Below are 15,324 nucleotides of genomic sequence, written 5' to 3' on the forward strand. Positions count from 1 at the left end.
CTTTCTTTGGTGACTTTCTTTGCAGCAGCAAAGAAAGTTACCCCCGCCCCGGGGAGGGGCAGTGCTAATAAACCAACGAGAAATCGGGATCCGGCGAAAAATACCCACTACCATGTGAAGAACCACCCCGGCCCAAAAAAAGACCCAATGCGCGAAGCCCTCTGGATCCTCCTAACCGCGATAGCGCTCGCCTACGCTCTAGCCTTTGCGGCCTTATATTGGCTACAAGGAAGACTAGTCTATCCCCTAGAGCAGATTGAAGCCTTCAAAAGCCCCGAACTCGAGCACCAAACCGAGCCCATCAGCATAAAGACCGCCGATGCCCTCACCCTGACAGCCCGCTACAAGGCGCCGCCAACCGAAACCTCCCCCACGATCATCCTCTTCCACGGCAACGGCGAAGACCTGACCCAACGCGCCCATATCGCGCTGGAGATGATCGAAGCAGGCTACGGCGTACTACTCGCCGAATACCGCGGCTACGGCGGCAACCCCGGCAAGCCTCACGAAGCCGGCCTATACGCCGATGCCCGCGCCGCCTACGCCTACGCCGCAGCGCGTTCGAAACACATCGTGCTGCATGGCTATTCGCTCGGTTCAGGCGTCGCCGTGCAACTCGCGAGCGAAGCGAAAATCGACGCACTGATTCTCGAAGCGCCATTCACCAGCATCGTCGAAGTCGCCGCGAAGCGCTTCTGGCTCTTTCCCGTGCGCCTGTTCGCGCGCGACCGCTACGACAGTCTGTCGAAAATTGCGTCCGTTAATGCGCCGATCCTGATCTACGGCGGCACCAAAGACGGCGTGATCCCGCCCGAGCACTTCCAGCGCCTCTTCGGCGCGGCGCGCGGCGATAAACAACTCGCGCTCATCGAAGACGCCGATCATCTCAATGTCTGGACGAAGGGCGGACGCGAGCACGTCATGCGATTCCTCGCATCGCTGCAAGCCGCGCGCCACGCAATGCAAGCCTAAGCGCCCGCCTTCCTGCGTGCACGTCCGAGTTTGAGCGTGATCCATGCCGGTGCGTGATCGCTCGCATGCGGCTCGCCGCGCACCCATTTATCGACGCCCGCTTCATCGAGCTTCTTCGCCAGATCCTTGCTGAGCAGAAGGTGATCGATACGCAAACCCGAATTCGTCTGCCAGTGATTGCGAAAGTAATCCCAGAACGTATAGATGCGCTCGTCGGGAAACTTCTTGCGCAACGCATCCGTCCAGCCCTGCGCGAGCAGCTCCGCATAGGCGGCCCGGCTCTCGGGCTGCAACAGCGCGTCCTTGAGCCAGGAGCGCGTGTTGTAGATGTCCTCGTCGGTGGGCACGACGTTGTAGTCGCCCGCGAGCACCACGGGATGACCGCTGTCGAACAAGGCCTTCGCATGCGCGTTGAATCGCTCGAACCACGCGAGCTTGTAATCGAACTTCGGGCCGGGCTGCGGGTTGCCGTTCGGGAGATACAGACAGCCGATCACGATGCCGCCCACCGCCGCTTCGATGTAACGGCTATGCGTGTCGTCCTCGAAGCCGGGCAGCCCGCGCCGGCTGAGCACGGGATCGACGCCCTTCGCGAGAATCGCCACGCCGTTCCACGATTGCTGGCCGTGCCACAGCGCACCATAGCCCGCGCTGGCGATCGCATCGGCGGGAAACTGCGCGTCGGTCGCCTTCAATTCCTGCAGGCAGACGATATCGGGCGCTTCGCGTTCGAGCCATTTCAATAGCGCGTCGAGCCGCGGACGGATGCCGTTGATGTTGAAGGTCGCGATTTTCACTCGGCGTCTCTCCATCGGTGGATCGAATCGATCGTACACGCGTCGCAGATTGCGTGCCGCGTCGCGCGCGAGCAAGACGGCCGAAAATCTGCGACAGTCACGCACAAACGACAACCACGCGCGCCCCATGTCCGACGGCTCCATCCACTGGCAACGCAATCTCTACGTCTGCGTATTCGGCTCGTTCACGACCATCATGGCGATGACGCTGCTCCTGCCCTTCCTGCCGATCTACGTGCAGCAGCTGGGCGCGACATCGGTGGATGCGGCCGTGCAGTGGTCGGGCGTCGCGTTCGGCGCGACCTTTCTCGCGGCGGGGCTCGTCGCGCCGCTCTGGGGACGGCTCGCCGACCGCTATGGCAGAAAGCCCATCCTGATTCGCGCGAGTCTCGGCATGGCGATCACGATGTCGCTGCTCGGCGTCGTGCAAACGGTCTGGCAGCTCGTTGCGATGCGCTTTCTCGCGGGGCTCGTCGGCGGCTATGCGAGCGGCGCCATTGTGATGATCGCGACGCAAACGCCGCGGCATCGCACCGCGTGGGCGCTCGGCACGCACGCGGCGGGCATGATGGCGGGCAATCTCGTCGGTCCGCTCGTCGGCGGATTGCTGCCGGGTCTCATCGGCATACGCGCGACTTTCTTTCTCGCGGGCGGACTCATCTTCTGCTCGTTCATCATGACGACGCTGCTCGTGAAGGAAGAGCGCCGCTCGCCGGAGAGCGTGAAGCAAACGCCGCGCGGCGGATGGCGCGACGTGCCGCTTCTCACGCCCGTCTTCGCCATGCTCGCGAGCGCCATGCTGCTCATGTTCGCCAACATGTCGATCGAGCCGATCATCACGGTCTATGTTTCGCAGCTCGTCGACGATCCGAAGAAGATCACGCTCGTCGCGGGCTTCGTCATGTCCGCGGCCGCGCTCGGCAGCGTGCTCGCCGCGCCGCGCGTCGGACGGCTCGCGGACCGCATCGGCGCGCCGAAGGTCATCGTCTGTTGTCTTGCCGTGTGCGGCGTGCTGCTGATACCGCAGATCTTCGTGACCAACGGCACGCAGCTTGTCGTGCTGCGCTTTCTGATGGGCCTCGCATTGGGCGGCCTCCTGCCCGCGATCACGAGCGTCGTGCGTCACAACGTGCCGGACCATGCGGCCGGCTACATCCTCGGCTACGCGACCTCGGCGCAATACATCGGGCAAGTGACGGGACCGCTCGCGGGCGGCTTCATTGCCGCGCATTCGGGCATGCACGCCGTCTTCGTGATGACGAGCGTGCTGATGTTCGCGGGCGCCGCGTTCAACGCTTGGGTCTTTCTGCGAAAGAAGCGCGCCCGCGAGGTCGATGCGCAGACTTAAGCTTTCTCGCTGTCGAGATGGGCCATCTGCACGGCTTCATACCGATCGCCCGATGCCGCGCCCTTCGGCACGGCCGCTTCGATCGCGGCGAGTTCGTCGTTCGTGAGCTTCACCTCGAGCGCGCCGAGCGATTCCGTCAACCGGTCGCGGCGGCGCGCACCGACGACCGGCACGATGTCCTCGCCCTGCGCGAGCACCCACGCAATCGCGATCTGCGCCACGCTCACGCGCTTGGCATCGGCGATCTTGCGCAGTGCATCGACGAGCGCGAGATTGCGTTCGACGTTGCCTTGCTGAAAGCGCGGGCTGCTCGCGCGCCAGTCGCCCGTTTGCGCGTCGTCCTTGTTCCAGTGCCCGCTGATCAAACCGCGCGACAGCACGCCATATGCCGTAATTGCAATGCCCAGCTCGCGGCACGCCGGCAAGATCGCGTCTTCCATGCCGCGCGTGATCAGCGAGTACTCGATCTGCAAGTCGCACACGGGATGCACGGCGGCGGCCTTGCGAAGCGTCTGCGCGCCCACTTCCGAAAGTCCGACATGACGCACATAGCCCGCATCGATCAGCTCGGCGATCGCGCCGACGGTGTCTTCGACCGGCACGTTCGCATCGAGCCGCGCCGGACGATAGATGTCGATATGCTCGACGCCGAGCCGCTGCAAGGTGTACGCGAGCGCATTCTTCACGGCGACGGGACGGCCGTCGAAGCCGATGAAGCGGCCCGCCGGATCGCGCATGCCGCCGAACTTCACGCTGAGGATCGCGGCATCGCGGCGCGAAGGCGGCGCGCTTCGCAACGCCTCGCCGATCAGCATTTCGTTGTGACCCATGCCGTAGAAATCGCCGGTGTCGAGCAGCGTGACGCCTGCTTCGAGCGCGGCGTGAATCGTCGCGATGCTTTCCGCGCGATCGGACGGCCCGTACATGCCCGACATGCCCATGCATCCGAGTCCGATGGCCGACGATTGCGGGCCGGTCTTTCCGAGCTTGCGTTGTTCCATGCTGTTCTCTCCTGAAGGCGATGGAGAGCATTATGTGAGCAAAAAGCCCGTGCGATAATCCGCTTCAATGCGAATGGGCTGTGCGCCGAGGCGAACAATGAGCGAACCCGATCTGTCGGATCTTCACGCGTTTCTGGCTGTCGCGCGTTCGCGCGGCTTCAGGCAGGCGGCACTGTTGCGCGGCGCGTCGGCGTCGTCGCTGAGCGAGGCGGTGCGCAGGCTCGAAACGCGTCTGGGCGTGCGGCTTCTCAATCGCACGACGCGCAGCGTGACGCCGACCGAAGCGGGCGCGCGCCTGATCGAACGCCTCGCGCCCGCGTTCGCGGAGATCGCGGGCGCGCTCGATGCCGTGAACGGCTTTCGCGACAGCCCGACCGGCACGCTGCGCCTGAACGTGCCGACCATCGTCTCGCGCGAAGTCCTGCCGTCCATCGTCGCGCGCTTTCTTGCGACGCATCCGGGCATCACCCTGGAACTGAGCGCAAGCGATAACTTCATCGACGTGCTCGCGGCCGGGTTCGATGCGGGCATCCGCTATGACGAGCGCATCGAGCGCGACATGATCGCCGTGCCCATCGGGCCACGCACACAGCGCTTCGTCGCCGCGGCCGCGCCGGCCTATCTCGAGGCGCATGGCGAGCCGAAGCATCCGCGCGAACTCGTGAATCACGCATGCATCGCGCATCGCTTCGAAAGCGGCGTGCTGGCGACGTGGGAATTCATGCGCGGCAAGGACGTGATACGCATCGTGCCGCAAGGGCCGCTCGTGACGTCATCGATCGAAGTGAGCCGCGCGTGCGCCATCGCGGGCCTGGGTCTCGTCTATACGTTCGACGAGTTCGTGCGCGAAGCCATCGAGCGCGGCGCGCTGGTGCCAGTGCTCAAACCGTGGTGGCAGAGCTTCACCGGGCCGCGTCTTTACTATGCGAGCCGCGCGCACGTGCCGGGGCCGTTGCGCGCGTTCATCGACTTCATTCGGGCCGAGAGCTGATCTTCGGGCGTTATTGCTGTACGCCCCAGCGGCGCACGGTCACGCGCTCGAATGTATCGAACACGAGATGCTCGACCGCGAGGCCGATTACGATGACCGCCGCCAGTCCGGCGAACACGCGATCCGTATAGAGCTCGTTGCGGTTCTGGAAGATGTACCAGCCGAGGCCGCCCTTGCCCGAGCTCGCGCCGAACACGAGTTCCGCCGCAATCAGCGTGCGCCACGCGAACGCCCAGCCCACGCGCAGGCCCGCGAGAATCGAAGGCAGCGCGGCAGGCACCAGAATCAGCATGACGTGACGCATGCCGTTCAGACCGTAGTTGCGGCCCGTCATGCGCAAGGTCGAAGGCACCGCCTGAAAACCGGCATACGTGTTGAGCGCGAGCGGCCACAACACCGAGTGCACGAGCACGAAAAGCAGGCTGCCCGTGCCGAGTCCGAACCATAGCAATGCGAGCGGCAAGAGCGCGATCGACGGCAGCGGATTGAACATCGCGGTGAGCATCGAGAGGATGTCGCGGCCGATGCGCGTCGATACCGCGAGCGATGTCAGCACGAATGCGAGCGCCGCGCCGAGCGCATAGCCGCGCAACAGCACGGACATCGAAATGCCGATCTTTTCGATCAGTTCGCCCGACGCAATGCCCTGGACGAACGCGACGAAGGTTGCGCTGAAAGTCGGCAGCAGAAGATCGTTGTCGACGGCGCGCGCAGCGACTTCCCAGAGCCCGATCAAGACGAGCGCGATGATCGTCTTGCGCAGCCATGAGCGGTCAGCAAGCCGCTTCGAAAGCGGCAACGGCGCTTCGTGCTCGATACCGGCGGGCGCGGCGGGCGTGACTTCATATTCGGGCCGCACGGGCGGCACGGTGAGATGCGGCGTGCTCAAAGCGCGGTCTCCTCTTCAAACAACAAACGATGAATGCGCGCCACGCTCTGCTGAAACTCGCCGCGGCCCAGACTTTCCTGCGTGTATTGATGACTGTTCAGTTCGGCGCGCACGCGGCCTGGATGCGGCGTCAGCAGCAGAATGCGGTTGCCGACGATGAGCGCTTCCTCGATCGAATGCGTGACGAACAACAGCGTGAAGCGCTCGTCGCTCCAGAGGCGCAGAAGCTCTTCCTGCATGCGCCGGCGCGTGAGCGCATCGAGCGCGGCGAACGGCTCGTCCATCAGCAGCACGCGCGGCTGCATCGCGAGCGCGCGCGCTATCGCAACGCGCTGCTTCATGCCGCCGGACAGCGTGTGCGGATAGGCATCGGCGAATTTCGCGAGACCCACTTTGTCGAGATAATGCAGCGCGCGTTCGCGTGCCTCCGCGCGGCCGAGCTTGCGCGCGACGCGCAGCGGAAAGGCCACGTTCTGCACGACGGTCTTCCACGGCGGCAGTTGATCGAACTCCTGGAACACGACGATGCGATCCGCTCCCGGCCCGCGCACACGCTCTCCGCCGATCTCGATGCTGCCCGCAACGGGTTCGATGAACCCGGCGACCGCCTTCAGCAAAGTGGATTTGCCGCAGCCCGAAGGCCCCAGCAGCACGAAACGGTCGGCGCCGTAGACATCGAAGCTGACATCGTGCGTCGCGCGCACCAGCCGCTCGGGCGTGCGGTATTCGAGCGTGACGTTCTTCGCGCTGAGCAGCTTGCCGCTCGTGGAAACATCGCGCTCGGCATCTCTTGAGTACAGCGCTTGAGGATTGGCGGCCATGTTCGATGTGCTGGATTGCAAACGCACACGATACCGGCGCGCTCTGCGCGCGCGAACCAATCATTGCGCATATTCAATCCGCGATCCCGGATAAGCGCTGCGTCAGCTTCCGTCTTTCGTCGCGGGATCGCTGAAGAAGTAGTCCTGCCACGTCTTCGGTTCGTTTCTGATCACGCCCACGCGATGCATGAATTGCGCAAGCGCGAACGTGTTCTGCGGCGCGACCTTGAATTGCACCGAAGGATCCTTGATGACCTTGACGAGCAGGTCGCGATCGATCTTCGCATTGTTGACGCGCAGATAGATATCGGCGGCCTGTTCGGGATGCTGCGTGATATAGCGCGCGGCATCGGCGAGACCGGCCACGAACGCGCGATACGTCTTCGGATTCTCGTTGCGGAACTTCTCCGTCGCATAGAGCACGGTCGCGGAGCTGGGGCCGCCGAGCACATCGTATGAATTGAGCACGATATGCGCTTTCGGATTGCCCGCGAGTTCCTGCTGCTGGAACGGAGGATTGCCGAAATGCGCGTTGATCTCCGTGCCGCCCGCGATGATCGCCGCGGCCGCATCGGGATGCGGCACCGCTTGCGTGAGCTTGTCGAGGCGGTCGTATTGCTTGTCGCCCCATTGCTTCGCCGCCGCATATTGCAGGACGCGCGACTGCACCGACACGCCGACGGCGGGCACCGCGATGCGATCCTTATCGCTGAAATCGGCGATGGTCTTCGCACGCGGATCGTTCGACACGAGGTAATACGGAAAATTGCCGAGCGAAGCGACGCCCTTCACGTTCTGCTTTCCGTGCGTGCGGTCCCAGATCGTCAGAAGCGGCCCCACGCCCGCCGCGGCGATATCGACCGAACCGGACAGCAGCGCATCGTTGACGCTCGAACCGCCCGAGAGCTTGGCCCAGTCGACCTTGATATCGAGCCCTTCCTTCTTGCCTTCCTGCTCGATGAACTTCTGATCGCGCGCGACGTTGAGCAGCAGATACACGACGCCGAATTGCTCGGCGATGCGCAGCGTGCCTTCGGCATGCGCGCCAGCCGACGTGATGCCGAGCGAAACCGCGAGCGCGGCCACGAGCGCGCGTACGGCGCCCTTCCCTGTTCGAGAATGCATCGAGAAAACCCCGTGAATTAAGCGATATTTTTCAGAAAGGCGCGTCGCCTTCGATGGTCGTGCGATACAGCTTGCGGCGCTGATCGTCCGGCGTGCCCGCCGCGAGATGCATGACCGAGCGGTTGTCCCAGAACACCATGTCGCGCTCGCGCCATTGATGGCGATAGACGAATTCGGGCTGCGTGCTATGCGCGAAGAGTTCCGCGAGCAGTGCGCTGCTTTCGTCTTCGGGCAGGCCGATCACGCGCGTCGTGAAATGCTCGCTGACAAAGAGCGCGCGGCGTTTCGTTTCGGGATGCGTGCGCACGATCGGATGCGTCACGGGCTTCACTTGCGCGATCTGCTCGGCCGAGAGATTGGGCCGCCACGGACTGCGCTTTTGCAGCTCCGCATACTTGGCGAGATACGTATGCTCGGCAGCGCGCCCCTCCACCGCTTGCTTCAGATGCGCGGGCAACGTGTCCCACGCGAGATGCTGGTTCGCAAAGAGAGTGTCGCCGCCGGTGGCGGGCAATTCCTGCGCATGCAGCATCGAGCCGAGGCTCGGCTTGTCCTTGTACGAGAGATCGGAATGCCAGAAGTGACCCGCATCGCCAAGGCCGATCGGCGTGCCGTTCTCCATGATGTTCGACACGATCAGCACTTCCGGATGCCCCGCGAGCCCGAACTGATGCAGCACGTGAATCTGCAGCGGACCGAAGCGCCGGCTGAACGCGACCTGCTCGTCCGGCGTGATGCGCTGATCGCGAAACACGAGCACGTGATGATCCAGATGCGCGCGATGAATGCGCGTGAAATCGGCTTGCGAAAGCGGTTTCGAAAGATCGAGCCCGATGACTTCGGCGCCGAGCGGCGCGTCGAACTTGCGAATCTCGATGGATTGATCGGCGGCGTCTTGCGCGGCGCGCTCGGAATGAGGGGCGGTCTGAATCGTCACGTTCGAACTTGGGGCAATCGATGACTTCGGGGAAGCGATCAATCTAACGCGCGGCGATTCCCGCCGCAACGAAGCATCTGCGATTTCTTTATGCGCCAATGAAATAAGGCCCGCTTCATTTGCCTACTTCATTCGCCCGAAAGATCGAACGGCAATTCGACCTGCACCGGCTCGATAAAACCGCTTTCGTCGGGCCGCCCCAGCGCGCTCACTCTCACGCCGAGCAGCCTGATCCTGCGATCGAGCACGATGCGCTTCAGGCATTCGGTCGCGGCGCGGCGAATCTCGGCCGGGTCGGCCGTCGCGACGGGCATGGTCAGATCGCGCGTCACGGTGCGGAAATCGTCGAAACGCAGCTTGATGCCCACCGTGCGCCCGACATAACCTTTGCGCTGCAAGTCTTCGGCGACGCGCGTGCACAGGCCCGTGAACTCCGCCGAGAGCGTCGCGCGATCGTGCTTCGGATGAAAGTCGCGCGCGAAGGTCGTCTCGCGGCTCATCGATTTCGGTGTCGAACTGACGACGACGGGCCGCTCGTCCTGCCCCTGCGCGATGCGCGCGAGCCAGGCCGCATACGTATGACCGAAATGCGTCTGTAAAAGGCCAGGATCGGCCGCCGCGATATCGCCCACGGTGACGATGCCGAGCGCCGCGAGCTTCTCGTTCGCCTTCGGTCCGATGCCGTTGACCTTGCGCGCCGCGAGCGGCCAGATGCGCGTCGGCAGATCGTTCATCGTGAGAATGGTGAGGCCGTCGGGCTTGTCGAGTTCCGAGCCGATCTTCGCGAGCAGCTTGTTCGGCGCGATGCAGATCGAACAGGTGAGCCCGGTCGCGTCGCGCACGGCGTCCTTCATCTTCTGGCCGATCTCCGCCGATTCTCCGGCCAGATCGCTCACATCGATATAAATCTCGTCGATGCCGCGATTCTCGATTTGCGTCGTGAAGCCAGCGACGGCCGCCTTGAAGAGCCGCGAATAATGCCGATAAGACTCGAAATCGGTGGGCAGCAGAATCGCGTCGGGGGCGAGTTGCGCGGCCTTCATCATGCCCATCGCGGAGAACACGCCGAACTTGCGCGCCTCGTAAGTGGAGGTGGTCACGACGCCGCGGCCCGCGTAATCGCGCAGGCGCCTGAAGCGCCGCGTGCCGTCGGGAAGCGTTTCGGGAATCGCGTCGCGCCCGCCGCCGACCACCACCGGCATGCCGCGCAACTCCGGATAGCGCAGCAGTTCGACCGACGCGAAGAACGCGTCCATGTCGAGATGCGCGATGCGGCGCGGGGCGTGCAGGGAAGACGGCGCGTCCATCGGATAGATCAGCGTGCCGCCGCGCGAAGCGGCGCGCGCGCGGCAAAACGGGCGGGAACGAACGCGCGAAACATGCGGTGGCGATTCACGGCGCCCGTTGCGCGGCACCGTCATGAAAAGAAAATGGCTTACTGTACATCCATACAGGTCTTTGCGCTAGCGCCTCACCGCGCGCGCTGATCCGTTCATTCCGGCGTGCGCTTTTCCGCGAGCGCGCGGCGGCAATCGTCGAAAACCTGCCGCACGACATCCGACTGATAGTTGAGGTCTTCGCTGTCGAGAATTTCCTCGACGGCTTCGCGCGCCCAATCTGCTTCGAGCATGGCGCAATGCTGCGTGGCGATATCCCGCGCGATGGCCGCGAGCTTCGCGACCGTGAGCCAGTCCGCGTAGCGCTGATGCCGGTCGAGCCACTTATGCGCGGCCTGCACGTGAAACGAAGGAGCGGGCCAGTCGCCATTCAGGTAATACGCGCCGAGACTGCCGCACGTGAGCCAGCAGAGCAACTCGACGCGGTCGCGGGCACTGAGGGTACGAGACACATCGTTCATGGCGGCCTTCACGAAAGACGATCGACGAATGCGGATCACGCCGGCGCTCCGTATGAAACCCGTATGAAATCCGTATAAAAACAAGATAGCACGGGATGGTGCGGCGCGGCAGTGCCTTTCGCGCGTCGTAATCCGCTTCACGGTGCGTTGCCGAACGCTTCGTCGTTTCGAAAAGGAGGGGTGGCTTCGCTGCTCTCATTCACCGCTAATTCACGCGGCATAACCTGCATTCGTCGGCCCCGCATGCGGGCCTTTCAATGACAGGAGCACATCATGTTCGAACGTCTTTCGCACTCCGTCGGCAGCTTCTTCTCGATGCACGATGCCCACGACGACTACCTCGCCTCTTCGAGCGATCTCGCCGATCTCGAACGCCGCATGCGTCAGGTCGAGACCGAAGATCACGACTACAGCATGCATTTTTGCGGCTCGCTCGGCCGGCACTACGATGCGCAGTGAGCGCGCGACGCCCGCAACGTGCGCTACTTCGGCTCTTCGCGGCCCGCCTGGCCCAGCATCACCGTCCAGCCGAGCCCGCGCACGTTGCGAATCACGCTCGCGCCGAATTTCTTTCGCACCGAATGAATGAGCACGTCGACGGCGTTGCTCTCGACTTCCTTGCCCCAGCCGTAAAGCCGGTCTTCGAGTTGATCGCGCGAGAAGATCGTGCCGGGCCGTTCGAGCAGCGCGTGCATCAGCGCGAATTCGCGCGCGGACAGCACGCCGGAATTCTCGCCGCACGTGAGCGTGCGTTGATCGAGATTGAGGCTGAGCGAATCGTCGCCGAGACGCGAGACTGCATAGCCCGCCTTGCGACGCAGCACGGCGCGTATGCGCGCGAGCAGTTCGGGCATGTCGAAGGGCTTGAGCAGATAGTCGTCGGCGCCGAGATCGAGGCCTTGCACGCGCGTGTCGAGATCGTCGCGGGCGGTGAGGATCAGCACCGGCGTTGCGTTGCCCGCGGTGCGCGCCTGGCGTAGCAGTTCGATGCCCGTCATGCCCGGCAAGCCCAGATCGAGCAGCGCCACGGTGTATTCGGCGGCGTCGAGCGCCTCGCGGCCCGCATTGCCGTCGCGGACCCAGTCGACGGCGTAGTCGGCGTCCTTGAGCGCACGCATGAGGCTCGTGCCGATCTGCACGTCGTCTTCGATCAGGAGAATTCGCATGTTCCACCCCGCTCCCGCGAGAATGGCGCGCGCCACGCGCCCGGAAAGCGGCACGCATGAATTAATGCACGACCGGTCGTGTTATTTCATTCTGAACCGGCGAGTTTCATTTCGCGCCACGCAGCGAATGCATTGTAATCGGCGCAAAACGGCGCGCAAATCCCTACGTGTTTCATGCGCAATCGGTCACGGCCGCCGCGCTCTCCTTCACGTCCTCGACCGGAAAACCGATCGACGCCACGATGCCCGAGCGCCCGTCGTGGCGATTGGCCAGCATGACGTCGCCGCCATAACGCGCGGCGATCGCCTTCACGATCGAAAGGCCCAGGCCGCTGCCTTCCACGTCGGGATTCGCGCGGAAGAAGCGATCGAACACGCGCGGCAGCAGCGCTTCGTCGATGCCCGGCCCGGTATCGACGACATCGACCCAGACCATGCCGGCGTCGCGGCGCATGCGCAGATCGATGGTGCCGCCATCGGGCGTATAGCGCACGGCGTTCGAGACGAGATTCTTCACCGCCATGCCGATGTCCGTCTCGACCGCGCGCACGTGCGCCTGCAGCATTTCCTCCGCGCCGATATCGAGGCCGCGCGCAATCGCGATCGGCAGCACGTCGGAGACCGCGTTCGTCACGACCGTGGAGAGATCGACGCGCGAAAGCGGCGTGCCGTTCACGGGCGCATCGGCGCGCGCGAGCCGCAGAAGTTGCGTGATGAGACCGCCGGCGCGCGCAATGCCCTTGCGCAATTCCTGAAAGCGCTCCTGATTGCCGGGGTAGATATGCGGCGCGAGATTGTCCGCCTGAAGCTGAAGCGCGGTCAGCGGCGTGCGCAGTTCGTGCGCGGCGTCGGCGATGAACTTGCGCTCCTTGTCGATCGAATCGGCGAGGCGCTCGATCATCGTATTGATCGAATGAATGAAGGGCTTGATCTCCGTGGGTACGCCGACCGTCGACAACGGTTGCAGATGGCCCATGTCGATGCACCGCACCTCGTTGCCGAGCGCGGTCAACTGGCGCAGCGAACGCCTGACGACGAACGCGACCGCGATCCACACGAGCGGCAGCAGCACGGCGATCGGCCAGAGCGTGACCGTCGCGGTTTCCGTGGTGAGCTCGCGGCGCACGGACGAGCGTTGCGCGACCTGAATGGTCATCGTCGGCTCCTGGCGGGTGAAGATGCGCCAGTGCTCGCCGTTGAATTCGGCGCCGCTGAAGCCGGGCTTCGCGTCGCGCGGAAATTGCAGCGACGGGTCGGTCGTGCGGTACGGCAGGTCGGCATCCGGCTTCCACACGACGACCACGATATCGCGGAAATCCTGCGAGCCGCGCGCGGGATTTTCCGGTATGCGTTCGACGAAGCCGCCTTCGCGCAGGCGCGTGGCCACCTGTTCGAGGCGCATATCGAGCAGCGCGCTCATGCCGGTCTTGCTCAACTGATACGAACTCACGCCCTGCACGACGCCAATGATGCTCACGAGTAGCCCCAGCGCGACGACCAGCTGATTCTTCAGTGATTTGAGCATGCGTGTATGCCGCTTCGGGAAGGACCGGGACGAGCCGGGACGCAAACCATTTTCCGGTTCGATTTTAGGCGACATTGCGGGGGATTTCGGTCTGAAAGACGACATGTGAGTGAGAGAAGCGGCATCGAGCGCGACGGATAGGCATGCAGGCAGCGTAGCCGTGTTCAATTAGCGTTTAATGAGGAACGTCTCGCGCACGGCCGAGCAGCCCGCGGCTCACCGGGATAACATTGCATGCGGCGCTGATTTAATTGGCGGCCTCGCGCGGATTGCAAGGAGATCGCAAGCCTGAAGCGCTGTCGCCGCAACACCTTCCATTCGTCATGTATTCCCCGCACGCGCGCGGCGGGCGATATGCCATTCATAAAACGCATGTCACAAACCAAGAAAACCGCTCGTCCCCTCGTCATTGCCGCTGTCATGGCCTCGATGGCCATGGTCGCGATCGAAGCCACCATCGTCTCGACCGCGATGCCGCAGATCGCGACGCAGCTCGGCGGCCTCAATCTGTATAGCTGGGTGTTCTCGTCGTTCCTGCTCACGCAGACCGCGCTGACCGTCGTTTTCGGCAAGCTCGCCGACATTTTCGGCCGCAAGCCCGCGATTCTCGTGGGCATCGCGATCTTTCTCGTCGGCTCGATACTCGCGGGCTTCGCGTGGTCGATGCCCGCGATGATCGTGTTCCGGCTGCTTCAGGGCGTCGGCGCGGGCGCGATCCTGCCGGTCGCGCTGACGGTCGTCGGCGATCTCTATCCGGCGCGCGAGCGTGGCAAGGTGCAGGGTTATCTCGCGAGCGTGTGGGCGGTGTCGGCGGTGCTCGGGCCGATGGTCGGCGGCCTGCTGATCCGCCAGCTTTCGTGGTCGTGGATCTTCTGGATCAACGTGCCGATCGGCATTCTGGCCGCACTGCTCTTCACGCTCTTTCTGCACGAGGAAAAGCGCCACGACCGCCCCGCGGTCGATCTCGCGGGCGCGTTCTTCTTCACGGCCGCCGTCGCCGCGCTGATGATGGCGCTCACCGATGCCGGTCACGCGAGCAATGCGCGCGTCGGCGTGGAGATCGCGGTGCTGGTGCTCGCCATCGTGGGCTTCGTGGTGCAGGAGCGCCGCGCCGCCGATCCGATGATCTCGTTCAAGCTATGGTCGCATCGCCCGATTGCGGCGAGCAACGTCGCGACCCTGCTCGCCGGCATGGCGATGATGGGTCTCACCACCTTCCTGCCGATGTACGTGCAGGGCGTGATGCATCGCACGCCGGTCGAAGCGGGCCTCGCGCTCACGATGATGATGATCGGCTGGCCGAGCGGCGCCACGTTCACGTCGCGCACGTTCAGCCGCATCGGCTTGCGGCGTCTTCTGATGACCGGCCCGCTGTTCATCCCGCTCGGCGCATTGCCGTTCGTGCTGCTCGGCCCGGAATCGAGCCCGGTCTGGGCGGGCGTCGGCTCGGCGGTGCTGGGCTTCGGCATGGGCATCACGAGCGTGTCGTGCCTCATCCTGATTCAGGAAATCGTGCAGCCGCAGGAACGCGGCAGCGCGACGGCGTCGAACCTGTTCTCGCGCAATCTCGGCAACACGCTCGGCGCCGCCGTGTTCGGCGCCGTGCAGAATTACGGCCTCACGCACACGGACGGTCTGCCGCCCGTGCATGCGGATCAGTTGAAGCAACTGCTTTCGTCCGTGCCCGGCGACTTCTCGCTGAACAACGACATCCGCCTCGTGCTGCATCACTCGCTGCATATGACCTTCACGGCGATGTTCGTGATCGCGCTCGGCACCGTCGTCTCGATGATGTTCATGCCGAAGATCGACATTGGCCGCGCGCGGGGAAGCGCCGGCACAGCCAGCGCGGCCGATGCGAAAAACGCTGCAAATCAGGCTCTCCACTGAAATC

Annotated in this window: 15 protein-coding genes; 5 read left to right on the forward strand and 10 right to left on the reverse strand. The window is 64.0% G+C overall.

From position 1 onward, the window contains the following. A partial coding sequence (locus AWB70_RS33380; protein ID WP_235024408.1) for an alpha/beta hydrolase occupies nucleotides 1-972 on the forward strand: 972 nt, incomplete at its 5' end. Here the strand turns inward: AWB70_RS33380 and AWB70_RS33385 are convergent. Next, nucleotides 969-1,784 carry an exodeoxyribonuclease III gene (locus AWB70_RS33385; protein WP_053569889.1) on the reverse strand — a complete coding sequence of 272 codons (816 nt, stop codon included), beginning with the start codon at nucleotides 1,782-1,784 and terminating at the stop codon, nucleotides 969-971. The genes AWB70_RS33380 and AWB70_RS33385 overlap by 4 nt on opposite strands. 112 nt (nucleotides 1,785-1,896) lie before the next feature. Between AWB70_RS33385 and AWB70_RS33390 the strand changes: the two genes are divergently transcribed. Continuing rightward, nucleotides 1,897-3,117: an MFS transporter gene (locus AWB70_RS33390; protein ID WP_053569826.1), complete on the forward strand. Its 1,221-nt coding sequence runs from the start codon at nucleotides 1,897-1,899 to the stop codon at nucleotides 3,115-3,117. Here the strand turns inward: AWB70_RS33390 and AWB70_RS33395 are convergent. Then, complete coding sequence (locus tag AWB70_RS33395) at nucleotides 3,114-4,118, reverse strand: aldo/keto reductase (RefSeq protein ID WP_053569825.1); 1,005 nt, start codon at nucleotides 4,116-4,118, stop codon at nucleotides 3,114-3,116. The genes AWB70_RS33390 and AWB70_RS33395 overlap by 4 nt on opposite strands. A gap of 97 nt (nucleotides 4,119-4,215) precedes the next feature. Here AWB70_RS33395 and AWB70_RS33400 point away from each other — a divergent pair, with 97 nt between their 5' ends. Beyond that, the gene (locus tag AWB70_RS33400; protein WP_053569824.1) at nucleotides 4,216-5,109 is read left to right on the forward strand and encodes a LysR family transcriptional regulator; all 894 of its coding nucleotides are present in this window, start codon (nucleotides 4,216-4,218) and stop codon (nucleotides 5,107-5,109) included. 10 nt (nucleotides 5,110-5,119) lie between these two features. Here the strand turns inward: AWB70_RS33400 and AWB70_RS33405 are convergent, their stop codons facing one another. From AWB70_RS33405 to AWB70_RS33430, 6 genes are all read right to left on the reverse strand, one after another. Then, nucleotides 5,120-5,998, reverse strand: coding sequence for an ABC transporter permease (locus AWB70_RS33405; protein WP_053569823.1), 879 nt, complete (start codon nucleotides 5,996-5,998; stop codon nucleotides 5,120-5,122). Beyond that, on the reverse strand, nucleotides 5,995-6,819 hold the full coding sequence (locus tag AWB70_RS33410) for an ABC transporter ATP-binding protein (RefSeq protein WP_053569822.1): 825 nt from the start codon (nucleotides 6,817-6,819) through the stop codon (nucleotides 5,995-5,997). The genes AWB70_RS33405 and AWB70_RS33410 overlap by 4 nt, the downstream gene beginning before the upstream one ends. Nucleotides 6,820-6,921: 102 nt before the next feature. Continuing rightward, nucleotides 6,922-7,944 carry an ABC transporter substrate-binding protein gene (locus tag AWB70_RS33415; protein WP_053569821.1) on the reverse strand — a complete coding sequence of 341 codons (1,023 nt, stop codon included), beginning with the start codon at nucleotides 7,942-7,944 and terminating at the stop codon, nucleotides 6,922-6,924. A 31-nt stretch (nucleotides 7,945-7,975) separates the two neighbouring features. Beyond that, nucleotides 7,976-8,881 (reverse strand): TauD/TfdA dioxygenase family protein, encoded by a 906-nt coding sequence (locus AWB70_RS33420; protein WP_053569820.1) that lies wholly within the window; start codon nucleotides 8,879-8,881, stop codon nucleotides 7,976-7,978. A gap of 128 nt (nucleotides 8,882-9,009) precedes the next feature. Continuing rightward, on the reverse strand, nucleotides 9,010-10,188 hold the full coding sequence (gene dinB, locus AWB70_RS33425; RefSeq protein WP_053569888.1) for a DNA polymerase IV: 1,179 nt from the start codon (nucleotides 10,186-10,188) through the stop codon (nucleotides 9,010-9,012). Between the two features lie 185 nt (nucleotides 10,189-10,373). Next, nucleotides 10,374-10,739 carry a hypothetical protein gene (locus tag AWB70_RS33430; RefSeq protein WP_014251744.1) on the reverse strand — a complete coding sequence of 122 codons (366 nt, stop codon included), beginning with the start codon at nucleotides 10,737-10,739 and terminating at the stop codon, nucleotides 10,374-10,376. A 273-nt stretch (nucleotides 10,740-11,012) separates the two neighbouring features. Here AWB70_RS33430 and AWB70_RS33435 point away from each other — a divergent pair, with 273 nt between their 5' ends. After that, the gene (locus AWB70_RS33435; protein ID WP_053569819.1) at nucleotides 11,013-11,198 is read left to right on the forward strand and encodes a DUF3563 family protein; all 186 of its coding nucleotides are present in this window, start codon (nucleotides 11,013-11,015) and stop codon (nucleotides 11,196-11,198) included. A 23-nt stretch (nucleotides 11,199-11,221) separates the two neighbouring features. Here the strand turns inward: AWB70_RS33435 and AWB70_RS33440 are convergent, their stop codons facing one another. Next, on the reverse strand, nucleotides 11,222-11,905 hold the full coding sequence (locus AWB70_RS33440) for a response regulator transcription factor (RefSeq protein ID WP_014251742.1): 684 nt from the start codon (nucleotides 11,903-11,905) through the stop codon (nucleotides 11,222-11,224). A gap of 172 nt (nucleotides 11,906-12,077) precedes the next feature. Next, nucleotides 12,078-13,430 carry a sensor histidine kinase gene (locus AWB70_RS33445; RefSeq protein WP_053569818.1) on the reverse strand — a complete coding sequence of 451 codons (1,353 nt, stop codon included), beginning with the start codon at nucleotides 13,428-13,430 and terminating at the stop codon, nucleotides 12,078-12,080. A 372-nt stretch (nucleotides 13,431-13,802) separates the two neighbouring features. Between AWB70_RS33445 and AWB70_RS33450 the strand changes: the two genes are divergently transcribed. Then, nucleotides 13,803-15,320 carry an MDR family MFS transporter gene (locus AWB70_RS33450; protein ID WP_053569817.1) on the forward strand — a complete coding sequence of 506 codons (1,518 nt, stop codon included), beginning with the start codon at nucleotides 13,803-13,805 and terminating at the stop codon, nucleotides 15,318-15,320. Nucleotides 15,321-15,324 lie beyond the last annotated feature (4 nt).

It is taken from the genome of Caballeronia cordobensis (genome assembly GCF_001544575.2).
GTDB classification, from domain to species: Bacteria; Pseudomonadota; Gammaproteobacteria; order Burkholderiales; family Burkholderiaceae; genus Caballeronia; species Caballeronia cordobensis.